This is a genomic window from Clostridium sp. ZS2-4 (genome assembly GCF_026719745.1).
Taxonomy (GTDB): Bacteria; Bacillota; Clostridia; order Clostridiales; family Clostridiaceae; genus Clostridium_H.
The window spans coordinates 22,507-38,361 of record NZ_JAPPRQ010000045.1; the positions used below are offsets into that span (position 1 = coordinate 22,507).

Genomic DNA, 15,855 nt, shown 5'->3' on the forward strand with positions numbered 1-15,855 from the left:
TGCTATGTATCTTAATAACTTCAAAAGAAGGTGTGATAAGTATATGAATATAACAATTATTTGTGTAGGAAAATTAAAGGAAAAGTATTTAAAAGCGGCTATAGATGAATATGGTAAGAGGTTGAGTAGGTATTGTAAGTTAGACATTATAGAAGTAAATGATGAGAAAACACCAGATAATGCTTCTGAAAAAGAAGAGATAATAATTAAAGAAAAGGAAGGAAATAATATACTTAAATATGTTAAAGACAATATGTATGTTATAGCCTTAGATTTAAAAGGTAAAATGTTATCTTCAGAAGAACTTGCTGGATTTATAGAGGATTTGGGCATACGAGGCAACAGCAATATAGCCTTTATAATTGGCGGTTCTTTAGGATTATCTAAAGAAGTTTTAAATAGAGCGGACTATAAGCTTTGTTTTTCAAAAATGACTTTTCCACATCAGCTAATGAGAGTTATTTTGTTAGAACAAGTATATAGAGCTTACAGAATTAACAATGGCGAACCGTATCATAAGTAATAGATAGAGTATTTATTAGTACTTTTTCTTAAAGATTAAAAACATTTCATTTACAAAATGTTTTATAATTAGAAAAATGTATGTCTTGACAATAAGCTCATTAATTATATAATTTTGTTAGAAATATATTAGAAATGAGGAATGGAGTTGGATAAAAACAATAACAATAAGATAAAGCTTTATGGGTTTAACAATTTAACAAAATCACTAAGTTTCAATATTTACGATATTTGTTATACAAAAACTGAAGAAGATCGTAAAAAATATATTGAATATATAGATGAACAATATAACTCAGAAAGATTAACTAAAATTTTAACAGATGTTACAGAAACTATAGGTGCAAGTGTTCTGAATGTTGCTAAACAAGATTATGATCCACAAGGGGCAAGTGTAACTCTTCTTATTTCAGAGGAAGAGGTTCCTTTATATGTACTTGATCCATCATGTAACAGAGGAATTTTAACACCAACACGCGAAAATATAGTAGGACATTTAGATAAAAGTCACGTAACAGTACATACTTATCCAGAAAGTCATCCGGAAAATGATATAAGTACATTTAGAGTGGATATAGATGTTTCCACTTGTGGTACAATTTCTCCTTTAAATGCTTTAAACTATTTAATAGGAAGTTTTGATTCAGATATCATTACTATAGATTATAGAGTTAGAGGCTTTACGAGAGATATTGATGGAAAAAAACATTTTATAGATCATGAAATTAACTCTATACAAAACTTTATTGCACAAGAAACAATAGATAAATATAGTTTAATGGATATGAATATATACCAGTCTAATATATTTCATACAAAGATGAAGCTTCGAGATATTAAACTTGATAATTATTTATTTGAAATCAAAGAAGAGGATTTAACAGAACAAGATAAAAAAGGTATTGTTGGAAAATTGGACAGAGAAATGACAGAAATATTCTATGGCTTAAATCTTCCTAATGTATAGTTTTTAACTTTTAGTATAAATAAATTATAGTTGATTAAATATGAGTTCGGTAACTGGTTTGCTGGACTCATTTTTTAATAATATTTTCAATAAATGATCATAATAGAAATAAAAACTACAAAAAGAAATATTTGGTTTGTTTTACAATTTTTTTACAACTTATAGATGGTTATTATAAGTATCGACTATATAATTTAATTGTAACGAGGAGATATGAAATAAAAATAAATTTAATGTTACAATTAAAGGAGGAAAAATATTATGAAATCAAAAAGAATAGCATCTTTAGTTTTACTTACTGCAATGGCATTAGGAGGAACAAAAGCTTTTGCACAAATGTCTCAAGATACAATATCAAAAAATAAACTAATGACTGAGAAGGTAGCTGTGCAATTAAATGAGAAAAGTGCAAAAACATCTGAAGAAAAAGCTGTTAATGCATTTAAAAAATATCTTGATGTTAAAGTAGAAAGTAAAGATTTAAAAGCTGAGACAATAGAACGAGATGGACAAAAATATTTCTTAGTAAGAAATAAAAATCTTAATGAAGATAAAATAAGATATACAGCTTTAATAGATACTAAAACAAATAAAGTACTTGAGCTTGAATCTTATGATAAGACAGCTAAAGGAGATACTAAAGAATTTAATATTGAAGAAGCTAAAGGAAAAGCACTTGATTTTATCAAGAAAAATAATTTAGCAGATGTTAACAAAGTAGAATTTGATGAAGCTAGCAGCAAGGAAGTTTCAAAAGCAGCAAATGCTTACTTCATGTATTTTAAATATGATACTAATAAAAAATTATTAGTTAGCATAGATAAAGCTAGTGATAAAGTTCAATCATTCATATTCTTAGATGAAATAAATGCAGTAGGCTAAAATAAATAGATTTAAAAAAACCTCATTTTACAATTTGTAAAATGGGGTTTTATGCATTTTTACTGTGACAATTTATTATAGTTTATAATAAAAGCAAGATGAAATATGTTAAAATAATAATGCATAAGTATATTAAAGTAGTTAGGGTAAAATATAGGTATGACATTTTAACGATAAATAAGTATAGTGATTTGTAGGAACTTAAATAAAAATATTATTGTATGAAATTGTCTAATATGTAAGGATAAATGGGAGGTTTTTTTTTTGACTGTTAGGAAACTGCTTAATAAAAATGAAGATATAATAAATAAGTGGAAGTTATTTATTGAAAAAGGCATCCTCAATCGAGAAGGCATTCGCGATGTTATTGCAGAATCGTGGAAGAGAAGTAAGGACTACGGAATAAATCCTTTTGTTGAAAATTCTTCAGTAAGGCTTGGAAAAGAGGAATTTGATAAAAGGTACAAAGAATTCACTCCCTTGTTAAATACGGCAAAACCTTTTATGGATAGCCTTTATAAAATTGTAAAGGATACAGATTTTATTATTAGATTAACAGATAGAGATGGTTATGTTCTTGAACATATTGGTGAAGAAAAAATTGTAAATATGTATACTTCTCTTGGATTGTATGATGGATATAACATAAGAGAAGAGATTAACGGAACTAATGCCTTAGGAATTGCTTTAATAACTGGAGAACCTATACAAGTTTTAGGTGGAGAACACTACATACAGGAATATCATAAACTAACTTCTTCTGCTTGTCCTATAAAAGACAAAAATGGACAAATGTTAGGAGTACTAAGTATAACAGGCAATTATGAATTAGTACATCCTCATACTCTGGGAATGGTAGTAGCTGCTGCTGAAGCTATTGAAAAAGAAATTAAACTTGAGGAGAGAAATAGAGAACTTAAACTTACTAATGAAAGATTCTATCAAATTACAGAATCTATTTCCGAGGGAATAATTAGAATAGATAGTTTGGGGAGTGTTGTGAGTATAAATAGATTTGCCAGAAAATTGTTATCCTTTAAAGAAGAGGATATAATAGGAAAAGATTTTAGATGTATTTTAAGTTCTAATAATCGTATGGAAATTATTAGTGGAATAAGTAATTGTAGAAAATACGAGGAAGAGGAAATCTATTTTAAGACAAGAAATGGAAGAAAAAAAACATGTATAGCAAATGTAACTCCTATAACATCTATTAATGGTAAAGGATTAGATGGTGCAGTTATTACCCTAAGAGAAGTAAAAATGGTTCACAGCTTAGTAAATAAGATTGTTGGTGCAAATGCTAAATTTACTTTTAATGATATACTTGGTAATAGTGATTCTATAAGACGTGCTATAAAGATAGCTTCCATGGCTGCTAATACTAATACTACTATACTTTTACAGGGGGAAAGTGGTACTGGTAAGGAAATGTTTGCTCAGGCTATTCATAATGAAAGTGATAGAAGAGATTATCCTTTTGTGTTTTTAAATTGTGGGGCTATACCGAGAGAACTAGTATCAAGTGAACTTTTTGGATATATAGAAGGTGCATTTACAGGAGCTAAAAGAGGAGGACATCCAGGTAAATTTGAACTTGCAGACGGGGGTACTATTTTCTTGGATGAAATAGGTGATATGCCTCTTGATGCACAAGTAAGTTTACTTAGAGTATTAGAGGATAGAAAGGTAGTGAGAGTTGGAGGACACGATGTTATTCCTATTGATGTTAGAGTAATTGCGGCTACTAATAAAGATTTGGGTGAAGAAGTTGAACTTGGTAATTTTAGAAGAGATTTATTTTATAGAATAAATGTTATGACTATCAAAACTCCTTCTTTAAGAGAAAGAAAAGAAGATATTAAAATTTTCATTGATTATTTTCTTGAAAAATTCAGTAGGTCTATAGAGAAAAATATCAAAGGTATAGAGCAAAGTTTTTATAAAGGTATGATGAATTATGATTGGCCTGGTAATGTTAGAGAACTTCAGAATGTTATTCAGACAGTGGTAAATGTAGTAGAGGACAATTCGGTTTTAACATATAAAAATATACCAAGTCATATAAACCCTAAAGAATTATCTAATCATATTAATCCCAAAGATCAATTATTCACGTTGGATGAAATAGAAAAAAATGCAATTATAAAAACTATCCGAGAATTAAATGGGAATATTGCTGGGGCTGCAAAAATATTAGGAATTGGTAGAAGTACGATGTACAGAAAAATGAAAAAATATAATATAGAAGAAGTATAAAAAGGGAAAATGTATCATAATGAAACACGTGAGTCATTATGATACGCTTTTTTTGAGCGAAAATAAAAAAGTGTATCATATTAAAACATAATATAAAATATTCTAAAAATTAAGTGATTATATATACAGCAAATTAATTAATAAATGTAACTAGAATCAAGGCTGCAGGGGAATAATAAAATAAATGAGTCGAATTGGCACGAATATTGCTAAATAAAACTTGTGGAACAAGTAAGGGAGGTGTTAAAATGATATTTGAGGTTATTTTAATGTATATGGTATTTTGGGTAATACTATGTGAGAATAAAAGTATGGAAACAATAATTATTGGGATCATTTTATGTTTAGGAGTAACTTTGTTAAATAAAGACTTTTTACTTTCAAAAAATAATAAGCAAGGGTATTTATTCAGAAAAATGAGATATTGGATTGAGTATATATGGACATTGATAAAAGAAATATTTATAGCAAATTTCAGTGTTGCAAAGATTGTATTAAGTCCAAATGTAAATATTTCTCCTGATGTTGTACGTTTTGAAACAAAACTAAAATCTGAATTTTGTAGAACAGTTCTTGCAAATTCTATTACTTTAACTCCAGGCACTATTACAGTAGCTATGGAAGATAATGTTCTTACTGTTCATTGTTTAGAGAAAGAGTATATAGATGGCTTGATAAATTCAAAATTTGAAAAAATTCTTTTGAAAGTAGAGGGATAAGATACATGATTAAATTATTGATTTTTGCAATCTTGTTTTTATCAGCAACTATTTTCTTATGTATGTACAGGGCTGTTAAAGGACAAAGTGCAGCTGACAGATTGGTTGCGATAAATGTTGTAGGAACAAAAACAATTATTTTGATTCTTATGGTTTCTTTTATAATACATGAGACTTATTTTGTTGATGTAGCATTAGTTTATGCTTTAATAAGCTTTATTGCATCTATTGTTATATCAAAGTTCGTTAAACTATAGGAGGGTATGATTAAATGAAAACGATTTTAATGAGCATTTTCCTAATGGGAGGGTTATTCTTCTTTATGGTTGGAACAATTGGGATACTAAGATTCCCTGATGTTTACACAAGGGCTCACAGTGCAGCAAAGTGCGATACTTTAGGAGCAGTATTATCATTAATTGCACTTATAATCTATAATGGTTTAAATATAGTTAGTTTAAAGCTTTTACTTATCATAGTATTTGTATGGATTACTAATCCTACAGCTACACACCTTATAGTAAAAGCAAAGCATGAAAATGACAATAAAGAAATATTAAAGGTTGGGATGCAAAATGAAAGTATTTAGTATTGTTATGCTTCTATTCTTGATAGGAGCTTCCATAGCAGTTTCATTAATAAAGAATTTACTTTCTGCGGTTATTGTATTTATGGTGTATAGCTTAATAATGGCTATTTTATGGCAGCAGCTTAATGCTCCAGATGTAGCAATTACAGAAGCCGCTGTTGGAGCAGGAATAACTACTTTATTATTTGTTCTTACACTAAAAAGAGTGAAAGGAGTAAAAAAATGAAGAAGTTAATTACATTTATACTAACGGCAAGCTTAATTGTAATTTTACTATTAGGAGTTAATGATATTCCTAAATTTGGGAGTGAAAATAATCCTGCTAATAACGAAGTTGCAAAATACTATATAGAAAATTCAATTAAGGACACTGGTGCTACAAATATAGTAACAGGAATCATATTAGATTATCGTGCTTTTGATACTTTTGTGGAAGCAAGTGTTTTATTCACTGCATCCATTACGGTAATTATTTTATTAAAGAAAGATGGAGATAAAGAAGAATTAAAATAAATCAATAGGAGCGGTTTTATGAGAGATACAATTTTAAAGGAAGTAAGCAAGATAGTTATTCCTTTTATACAGATTTTTGGTCTTTATATAATTTCTCACGGACATTTAAGTCCAGGAGGTGGATTTGCAGGGGGAACCGTTATTGGTGCTAGCCTAATATTATTTAGAATCGTTTATGGTGATGAAGTGGCAAAAAAGAAGTTGAAATACAAAACCTTAACTAATTGTATTTGTACTTCAATAATCCTTTATGGATTGATGAAAGGATACAGTTTCATAACAGGGGGAAGCCATCTTCATCTACCTCAGCCGCCACTTGGTACTCCAGGAAACATACTAAGCGGAGGATATTTATTACCACTGAATATATTAGTTGGAACCATTGTCGCAATAACAATGTACTTTTTTTACACTTTATTTGACAAAGGAGAAATTTAAATGGAAGGATTGATACACAATTATTATGAAACAGCATCAATAATTTTGTTTGGTATAGGCTTTGCAACACTTTTGTTTCATAATAATATGATAAAAAAAATAATAGGTATGAATGTTATGGATACAGCTGTCTTCTTATTCTTTATAGCAAAAGGATATATAGATGGTAAAGAAGCACCTATTATAGTAAATGGATATAAAGGAGTTAATGCATATATAAATCCTATTCCCACTGGTCTTATGCTGACAGGAATAGTTGTAGCGGTTAGTACAACAGCTTTTGCACTTGCATTAACTATTAGGTTATTTGACGCTTATGGAACTATTGAATTAGATGAGATTTTAAATAAGAGGGAGGGCTAGATATTGATTACTAAAAGTTTTCCTTTAATGGGCATATTGATTTTATTTGTGACTTCCTTTACTATGCCAATAATAAATAAAAAGAACATAGTAAAAGGAATAAGTTTGACTTCCATGCTTATATCATTAGTCCTTTCAGTGAATACATTGGTGTATGTTCTAAAACATGGCAAGTTTTTTTACTCAGCAGGACATTTTGGAGCACCTATTGGAATTGAATTTTATATAGGAAATATAGAAGCTATAATGGGAGTAATGTTTACCTTTATAGCAAGTATGATCATATGGTACTCACTTTATAGTATTGATAAGGATATAAAAGAAAATAAAATCCCTTTCTATTATCTATTAGTAAATATCTTGGTGGGGGCTTTACTTGGTATTGTTTATACAAATGATATATTTAACAGCTTTGTATTTATAGAGGTAGGAACTCTGGCCTCTTGTGGGATAATCGTAATAAAAGACAAGAAAGAAAATATTAAGGCAACAATAAAATATTTAATAATGAGTTGTTTAGGCTCAGGGCTCGTACTTATGGGAATTGCATTTTTATATTCCATTACGGGACAATTAAATATAACTTATATACATGAAGCTTTAGTTGAAAATTATACCAACTATCCCAATGCAATATTGATAACACTTGGATTGTTTACTGTAGGGCTTGGAGTTAAAAGTGCAATGTTTTTCTTGCATACATGGCTTCCAGATGCTCACTCAAGTGCACCAGCAACCTCAAGTGCATTACTTTCAGCCCTTGTTTTAAAACCTTTTGTATTGTTGTTAATTAAGGTTTTATATAGAGTTTTTGGAATTGATATCATAAGGCAATTTCCTATTTTAAATATTATAATGGTTATGGGAAGTATAGGGATGATTATGGGGTCCGTGCTTGCCATATTCCAAAAAGAAATCAAACGTATAATAGCATATTCCAGTGTAGCTCAGATGGGATATATATTTTTAGGAATTGGGCTTGGCACTGATGCAGGTGTTGCATTAGCTATTTTCCATATGATAGGTCATGCGGTAACAAAATCAGCATTGTTTTTATCGGTTGGAGCTATAATTGAGAGAAGTGGTCTTAAGAAAACTTACGAGTTAAAAGGAATTGGTAAGGAAATGCCAGTCACTCTAGGACTTTTCTTTATAGGAACTCTTTCTATGGTAGGTATACCAGTGTTGCCAGGATTTGTAAGCAAGTGGTATTTATCTTTATCAAGTATTAGAGCAGATAAACCTATTTTGGTTGTGATGATCTTAATCAGTAGTTTGTTAAATGCTGCGTATTATTTTCCAATCGTAATAAACGGATATTTTGGAGAAGAAAATTTGGAAGGAAAAATATATGGATCAAAATGTAAACCTATAAGAGAACTATTGCCTATTATGATTTTGCTTATTACAATGATTGGTGTTGGTTTTGCTTCAAGGAGTATTATAAGACTTATTGAAGCAGGAATAATATAGGAGGGGGGAGCTTGAATTGAATAATGCTGCGATTTTACTTCCTATTTTTTTCCCGGCTATTTTAGCAATTTTCATAGCTGTTTTCAGATTTGAAGAAAAAGGGAGAAATATTTTTGCAAGTGTGGGAGTAATATTAAATTTTATTTTTGTTGTTTGTATTTTCTATTTTTCAGGACAATCGAATATACACTTATTTAAGTTTAATGAATTTTTGGATATATATTTCAAGATAGACAAACTGGCTATTCTCTTTTCTTTTCTAGTGTCAGTATTATGGATATTTACTACATTTTATTCTATGGAATATATGAAGCATGAAGGAAAAGAAAACAGATTTTTTACATTTTTCACTTTGACGTTAGGAATTACAATGGGAATTGCTTTTTCAGGAAATTTGATTACTCTTTATATTTTCTATGAGTTACTTACTTTGGCTACATTTCCATTAGTTATTCATACAGGAACGAAAAAGGCTTTAGAAAGTGGTAGAAAATATCTTATATACTCTTTTGGAGGAGCAACCCTTGTTTTACTTGGAATGATTTTATGTTACAGTATGACTAAAAATCTTAATTTTGTTCCAGGAGGAATATTATCAAGTGTGCAAAACGGAAATATGAAATTATTTCTTGCAATTTATGTAAGCATGTTTCTTGGATTTGGTGTTAAATCAGCATTGGTTCCGTTTCATTCATGGCTGCCTGAAGCTATGGTTGCGCCAACACCAGTAAGTTCTCTGTTACATGCAGTAGCAGTTGTTAAATCTGGTATATATGCTCTTATAAGAATGAGTTATTTTATAGTTGGAGCGGATGTTATAAAAGAGACTAAAGGAAATATATACATGAGTATTTTAATTGGTATAACTATTGTAATGGGGTCTTTTTTAGCACTACATCAGCAAAATCTGAAAAAGAGACTGGCTTATTCAACAGTAAGTCAATTAGGATATATATTACTGGGTATAGTACTTTTGAATCAAGATGCTTTTGTAGGAGGACTGCTTCACTTAATTAATCATGCTGTTATAAAAATTACCTTATTCTTTTGTGTTGGAACAATAATGTATACAACACACAAAACAGACATTGGTCAGATAAAAGGTATAGGTAAACAGATGCCTGTAACAATGTGGTGTTTTGCCATTGCATCCATATCGCTTATAGGAATTCCACCAAGCAATGGTTTTGTAAGTAAATGGTATTTGGCTTTAGGTGGACTTCAAGGAGGAAAGATATATTTTGTAATTATATTATTGCTAAGTGCAGTATTAACGGCTTTATATCTTATGCCTATTGTAGCAGTTGCTTTCTTTAAAAAACCAGAGGAAGAAGTTGTAGAAGTAAAAGAAGCTCCTATGAAAATGCTTATTCCTATAGTTTCAATAACTATAATTGTTGTTTTGTTAGGAATATTTCCAAATCCAGTTGTTTCTTTTATACAGGAAATTGCTGCTGAATTGATGTAAAGGAGGGGAAGTTTATGAATCCTAAAAATCTGTTGATGTTTATTTTGGTTTTTCCATTAATAAGTTCTTTTATAGGTTTTGCTTTAGGGAAAAAAAATGAAAGCTATAGAAAGATTTTTTATATAATAATGACAGGGATTACTTTTGCAGTAGTAGCTTATTTATATAAGTATGTTGCATTAGAAACAATAGAAATATCTGTTCCTCATATTATGGGAACAGGACTTCACTTAAAGCTAGATGTTTTTAGATATATATTTGTTTTCATTACTACATTTGTGTGGTTTTTGGTTACAATTTACTCCACTCAGTATTTAATAAGCTATAAAAATAGAAACAGATATTATCTTTTCTTTATGCTTACTTTATGGAGTACAATAGGTATTTTTATATCAGAAAATATTTTGAATCTATTTACTTTTTTCGAGATAATGTCTTTAACTTCGTATGCACTAGTTATTCATGATGAAGATGAATATGCTCATGAAGCTGGAGATACGTATATAGTAATGGCTGTTACTGGTGGATTGATTCTTCTTATGGGATTATTCCTATTGTATAATTATACTCAAACTTTTGAAATTTCAGAGTTACAACATGCAGTTGCAAACTTGGGAAGAGTAAAATATCTTATAAGTGTATTAATTATAATAGGTTTTGGAGTAAAAGCAGGTATGTTTCCTCTTCATATTTGGCTACCTAAAGCCCATCCAGCTGCTCCTGCACCAGCAAGTGCAATTTTATCTGGAATACTAGTTAAAACAGGTATTTTCGGTATTATAATTGTTGTTAATATAATGATGGCTGGAGACGTTTTGTTGTCTGCTGGGATATTAGTTATGGGATTTATAACTATGTTTATAGGTGGGTTTTTAGCAATGTTTCAGAGAAATATTAAGAGAATTCTTGCTTATAGTACTATGAGTCAGGTAGGCTATATATTAGTAGGAATTGGTTTAATTGGGCTGTTGAAAGACCATAAAGTTATTGCTATTTATGGAACACTATTTCATATTATAAATCATGCAATTTTCAAAGTGCTTTTATTCATGGGGGTTGGAGTTGTTTATATGGTATTGCATGAATTAAGCATAAATAAGATTGGTGGCTTTGGAAGAGATAAGACTGCGCTTAAAATTATATTTTTAATAGGATTACTTGCTATTATAGGTATGCCTGGCTTTAATGGATATACTGGAAAAACTCTTTTGCATAGTGCTCTTTCAGAGGCTCATCATATGTATGGTGGAATTTGGTTTACTATTGCGGAAGTGGTGTTTACTGCCAGCAGTAGTTTTACCGTAGCGTATCTATTAAAGATATTTGTTGCAGTATTTGTTGAGAAGAGTGATCACAATATTGAAAAAGCTAAGACTATAATTACAAAGAGAGCACTTTTCCCGATAGGGGTTTTAGCAGCTGTAGTTGTTTATATAGGACTTAGACCAGAAACAGTTTTACATCTTATAGAAAAAGCTGTAGAACCTTTTGGAAATATTCATCATAATGTACATGCTCACTTTTACTCAGGTTCACATGTTATGTCAGCAATATTTACAATTTTACTTGGAGTGGCTGTATACTTCTTCTTTGTAAGAAAGTTCTTAAGAAAAGGTACTGGAGAACACTGGTGGTATGAAAATCCTGCACTAAACTGGTTTAATATTGAGAACCATGTGTATAAACCAGCATGGAAAGTAGTTTTCTTTGTTAGCTCAGTTGTTTTAAAGGCCATTGATGTTGGGCTTATACAAACTGTTGCTTTTTTCAGTAATATAATGAAATTATTAGCAACAAGGGAATTAAATTATGGAAAAGCTATTAAAGGAACGCTTGAAGAAGCATTAGATTCTGCTGTAGAATTAACCGGGAATGTTATAAATAAGGGACAAGAAAAAGTTGATGAAAATATATCAGTAGCTAAAAATTTAAGTCAGGGAGCGCAGCAATTGGGTCATAAAATGAATAGTATAACTTATTCTGTATTTATATTTGCTGTTGTTCTTGTAGTTTGTTTACTTGTTATGATTCAATTTTAATATAAAAATAAACTCAGTTTTCTAAAAACTGAGTTTATTTTTATATTTTAAACTATAGGAAATAAGATTCTAGATATATAAACTACAAAAACTAATGTTACGGTGCTGATAAAAGTAGAAGTCATAACTACTTGAGATGCAAAATCAGGTCTATTATTTCTCTCAACTGCAATCAGTGCAGTATTTACAGCAGTAGGAACTGAAGAAGAAATCATAAGAGCTTGAGCAGTAATTCCTTCTATGTTCATCACAGTAATAAGCAAGTATGCAAAAACAGGTCCTCCCAATAGTCTTAATACATTAGATATGTATCCATATTGATTTTTTAGATTAAATTTGGTTTTAGACAGTTGAATGCCCAGGGTTATCAGTGCAATGGGAATCATTCCATCTTTAGCATATTTAAGAGCAGGCCAAATAGGTGTTTCTACAAGATTATAGGGTATATTCTTAAAAATAATTGCTAAAGGAATAGCGTATATTGTAGGCATACCTAGAATACTTTTAACTGAATCCTTCCAATGCATGGTTCCTTGTCCTGCATTAAAGAATCCTAAAGTGTTTGTAAATATATTTTGGATTACTAATATCACTATTTGGGTTGTCAAAGCAAGGCTTAAATAAGGAGTCGTACCATCTATTACAAAAGGAGTACTGCTGAATACTAAAGTAATGAGAGGAACTCCTATATTTCCAGAATTATAAAACATTACAGAATTAATAAAAGCATTTTTAAGAGAAAGATCAAATTTAAGAAATTTAGAAACTATGCTGCTTATAATGTAATTTAACAATAACAATAACATAGCATAAACCACAACTTTTAGCATTCCGCTGGGAATCTGTGTAGTATAAAGCTGGATAAATGCAAATATGGGAACAAAGATATAGAAATTTAACTTACTCAAAGTATATATGTTTAAATTGAATTTTTTATCTAGAATGTAGCCTAGAATTATAAGAATAAATATTGGTAGAATATTGTTGATTAAGATATATGCAAATATTTGCATCAGTGTAATTCCTCCTAAAATATAAATAAAATGAAGTTTGTTATGGCATATTATAAGTTATTATAATATGCCATAACATGCTATATTAAATACGTTTTTTTTATATTAGCAGTTATTGTTTTATTTGTCCAATTTATTTTTAGTTATCTTATGACTAACAATTCTAAATAAAGTATTAAAAAAAATGGAAGAATAAATATAAGAAATAAGTAGGGAGGTTATGTTAATGGAAGATAAAAATATGATTTTTAAAAAATTTGATAAACACTTAATGGAAGATAAACAGCCATCAAAATATTTTAATGAACTTATAGAAAAAGATGAGTTCCCTGATATATATCCTTTTACATTGTTAAAAGAATTAATAGATGTCCCACAATCCTTAAAGCATCATCCAGAGGGAAGTGTATGGAACCATACACTTCTGGTAATAGATAATGCATCTGAAAAAAAAGAATTAAGTGAAGAACCACATGCTTTTATGTGGGCTGCTTTATTGCATGATTTAGGAAAGAAGCCTACTACTAGAATGAGAAAAGGCAGAATAACTTCTTATGATCATGATAGGCATGGAGAAAGAATAGCAAGAAAATTTTTACAGGAGCTTACTGACGATAAGGAATTTATTGATAAAGTGGCTTATCTGGTAAGGTGGCATATGCAGACACTTTTTGTAGTTAAGGACTTACCCTTTGCAGATATAGAAACAATGATTTCTCAAGTTTCAGTTGATGAAGTTGCATTATTATCTTTATGTGACAGGTTTGGTCGTGGAGAAATGACGGTAGAAAAATATGCAGAGGAAGAAGAAAACATAAAAACTTTCGTAAATAAATCTAAGGAATACGTAAAATATTAAATGCAAAGGAAATATAAAAGGAAATATAAAATGTAGAAAAATATCATATTGACAAGAATAAAGTCATGGTATAACATATCGGTATTGTAGATATTAGTGTTAATTTTCGCAAAAAAGGTGGTTAAAAATGATAAGAAATCAGAATAGAACTCCATTATTTGATGCTTTAAAAGAATATAATGAAAAAAATGTTATACCTTTTGATGTTCCAGGGCATAAACACGGAAAAGGATTACCAGAGTTTGCTGAATATGTTGGAGACAAAGTTTTAGAAGTAGATGTTAATTCCATGAAATGTCTTGATAACATAAGTAACCCTATAAGTGTTATTAAAGATGCTGAAGAGTTGATGGCAGATGCATATTGTGCAGATCATGCTTTTTTCCTGGTAAATGGAACATCTTCAGGTGTGCAAGCTATGATTATGAGTGTATGTAGACCTGGAGATAAAATTATATTGCCAAGAAATGCTCATAAGTCTGCTATAAATGGATTGATACTAAGTGGAGCTATACCGGTATATGTTCAGCCTGAGACTAATGATGAGCTTGGAATAGCTATGGGGGTATCAGTAGAAAATGTTGAAAAAGCTATTGCTGAAAATCCAGATGTTAGAGCAGTATTTTTAATTAATCCAACATATTATGGGGCTACATCAGATTTGAAAAAGATAATTAAAACAGCTCATAAGCATGGTATGGCTGTTCTAGTGGATGAAGCTCACGGAGCACACTTTAGATTCCATGATGAACTTCCAAAGGGTGCCATGGAGCTTGGTGCTGACATGGCGGCAGTTAGTCTTCATAAGACCGGAGGTTCGCTTACTCAAAGTTCTGTTTTATTACTAAACGAAGGATTTATTGATAAAAATACAGTTAAAACTACATTAAACTTGACTCAGACCACGAGTGCGTCTTATCTTTTGATGTCAAGCCTGGATGTAGCGAGAAAAATGCTGGTCATGGAAGGCGAAGAAAGATTTTCACGAATATTAAAATTGACTAGAGCCGCTAGAGAAGAGATAAACCAAATTAAAGGATTATATGCTTTTGGAAAAGAACTAATAGAAGAACAAGGTGTATATAATTTTGATGAAACTAAACTTGGAGTATGTGTAAAAGGTCTTGGAATTACTGGGTTTCAGGCCTACGATATACTTAGAGATAAATATAATATTCAAGTGGAGCTTGGAGATGTATTTAACATATTAGCTATTATAAGTGTGGGAGATACAGAGGATTCCATAAAAGCTCTTGTAGATGCTCTTCGTGATATAAGTATAAAATATAGAGGTAGTGAAGTGAATTTTGATAAAGTGGCATTAGAAAATCCTAAAGTTATAGTTTCTCCAAGAGATGCTTTTTATGCTAGAAAAAAGATTGTAAAACTGGATAAATCAGAAGGTGAAATAAGTGGAGAGTCTATTATGGCATATCCGCCTGGAATACCTATAATTACTCCTGGCGAGAGAATAAGCAGAGACATTATAGAATATATAAAATTCTTGAAAAATCAACACAGCATGCTGACAGATACAGAAGATCCTTATGTGGAGAATATTAAAGTTTTAGGGATATAAATAAAGAAGATAAAGAATGTAATTAATTGCATTTTTTATCTTTTTTTATTTGTGCGTCCAGCTAAGCTGGACCATACTAGCTGGTGAAAGTCCAGTCAAGGTAATTGCCAAGAAGCCTTGTAGCCAACCACCAAGCGTAGTAGAAATATTGGGTTTGAAGCGTGGGGGTAAA

At 30.1% G+C, this 15,855-nt stretch carries 17 protein-coding genes; 16 read left to right on the top strand and 1 reads right to left on the bottom strand.

Annotated features, from left to right (window positions below):
* Window positions 1-43: 43 nt before the first annotated feature.
* The 14 genes from rlmH (at window position 44) to OIO11_RS08295 (ending at window position 12,232) form a co-directional block, all read left to right on the top strand.
* On the top strand, window positions 44-523 hold the full coding sequence (gene rlmH / locus OIO11_RS08230) for a 23S rRNA (pseudouridine(1915)-N(3))-methyltransferase RlmH (protein WP_268070968.1): 480 nt from the start codon (window positions 44-46) through the stop codon (window positions 521-523).
* Between the two features lie 147 nt (window positions 524-670).
* Entirely contained in the window at window positions 671-1,489 is an 819-nt protein-coding gene (speD, locus tag OIO11_RS08235; RefSeq protein ID WP_268070969.1) for an adenosylmethionine decarboxylase, read from the top strand.
* 261 nt (window positions 1,490-1,750) lie between these two features.
* Window positions 1,751-2,371 carry a hypothetical protein gene (locus OIO11_RS08240; RefSeq protein WP_268070970.1) on the top strand — a complete coding sequence of 207 codons (621 nt, stop codon included), beginning with the start codon at window positions 1,751-1,753 and terminating at the stop codon, window positions 2,369-2,371.
* 264 nt (window positions 2,372-2,635) lie between these two features.
* Window positions 2,636-4,630, top strand: a complete 1,995-nt coding sequence (locus OIO11_RS08245; RefSeq protein WP_268070971.1) for a sigma-54-dependent Fis family transcriptional regulator — start codon at window positions 2,636-2,638, stop codon at window positions 4,628-4,630.
* A gap of 248 nt (window positions 4,631-4,878) precedes the next feature.
* Window positions 4,879-5,349, top strand: a complete 471-nt coding sequence (locus OIO11_RS08250) for a Na+/H+ antiporter subunit E (protein WP_268070972.1) — start codon at window positions 4,879-4,881, stop codon at window positions 5,347-5,349.
* A gap of 5 nt (window positions 5,350-5,354) precedes the next feature.
* Window positions 5,355-5,606 (top strand): monovalent cation/H+ antiporter complex subunit F, encoded by a 252-nt coding sequence (locus OIO11_RS08255; RefSeq protein ID WP_268070973.1) that lies wholly within the window; start codon window positions 5,355-5,357, stop codon window positions 5,604-5,606.
* Window positions 5,607-5,620: 14 nt separating this feature from the next.
* A complete protein-coding gene (gene mnhG, locus OIO11_RS08260; RefSeq protein WP_268070974.1) occupies window positions 5,621-5,938 on the top strand; it encodes a monovalent cation/H(+) antiporter subunit G in 318 nt (105 codons plus the stop codon).
* Window positions 5,925-6,164 (top strand): hydrogenase subunit MbhD domain-containing protein, encoded by a 240-nt coding sequence (locus OIO11_RS08265; RefSeq protein ID WP_268070975.1) that lies wholly within the window; start codon window positions 5,925-5,927, stop codon window positions 6,162-6,164. Before mnhG ends, OIO11_RS08265 begins: the two co-directional genes overlap by 14 nt.
* Entirely contained in the window at window positions 6,161-6,451 is a 291-nt protein-coding gene (gene mbhE, locus OIO11_RS08270; protein ID WP_268070976.1) for a hydrogen gas-evolving membrane-bound hydrogenase subunit E, read from the top strand. Before OIO11_RS08265 ends, mbhE begins: the two co-directional genes overlap by 4 nt.
* An 18-nt stretch (window positions 6,452-6,469) precedes the next feature.
* Complete coding sequence (locus OIO11_RS08275) at window positions 6,470-6,889, top strand: MnhB domain-containing protein (RefSeq protein WP_268070977.1); 420 nt, start codon at window positions 6,470-6,472, stop codon at window positions 6,887-6,889.
* A complete protein-coding gene (locus OIO11_RS08280; RefSeq protein ID WP_268070978.1) occupies window positions 6,890-7,252 on the top strand; it encodes a sodium:proton antiporter in 363 nt (120 codons plus the stop codon).
* 3 nt (window positions 7,253-7,255) lie between these two features.
* Complete coding sequence (locus OIO11_RS08285) at window positions 7,256-8,725, top strand: complex I subunit 5 family protein (protein WP_268070979.1); 1,470 nt, start codon at window positions 7,256-7,258, stop codon at window positions 8,723-8,725.
* A 16-nt stretch (window positions 8,726-8,741) separates the two neighbouring features.
* Window positions 8,742-10,193, top strand: coding sequence for a complex I subunit 5 family protein (locus OIO11_RS08290; protein ID WP_268070980.1), 1,452 nt, complete (start codon window positions 8,742-8,744; stop codon window positions 10,191-10,193).
* A gap of 14 nt (window positions 10,194-10,207) precedes the next feature.
* Window positions 10,208-12,232: a complex I subunit 5 family protein gene (locus OIO11_RS08295; protein WP_268070981.1), complete on the top strand. Its 2,025-nt coding sequence runs from the start codon at window positions 10,208-10,210 to the stop codon at window positions 12,230-12,232.
* A 47-nt stretch (window positions 12,233-12,279) separates the two neighbouring features.
* Here OIO11_RS08295 and OIO11_RS08300 read toward each other — a convergent pair whose 3' ends face one another.
* Window positions 12,280-13,245 carry an AEC family transporter gene (locus tag OIO11_RS08300; RefSeq protein ID WP_268070982.1) on the bottom strand — a complete coding sequence of 322 codons (966 nt, stop codon included), beginning with the start codon at window positions 13,243-13,245 and terminating at the stop codon, window positions 12,280-12,282.
* A gap of 226 nt (window positions 13,246-13,471) precedes the next feature.
* On the opposite strand from OIO11_RS08300, the gene OIO11_RS08305 reads away from it, so the two are divergent.
* A complete protein-coding gene (locus tag OIO11_RS08305; protein WP_268070983.1) occupies window positions 13,472-14,104 on the top strand; it encodes an HD domain-containing protein in 633 nt (210 codons plus the stop codon).
* Window positions 14,105-14,231: 127 nt separating this feature from the next.
* Window positions 14,232-15,683: an aminotransferase class I/II-fold pyridoxal phosphate-dependent enzyme gene (locus tag OIO11_RS08310; RefSeq protein WP_268070984.1), complete on the top strand. Its 1,452-nt coding sequence runs from the start codon at window positions 14,232-14,234 to the stop codon at window positions 15,681-15,683.
* Window positions 15,684-15,855 lie beyond the last annotated feature (172 nt).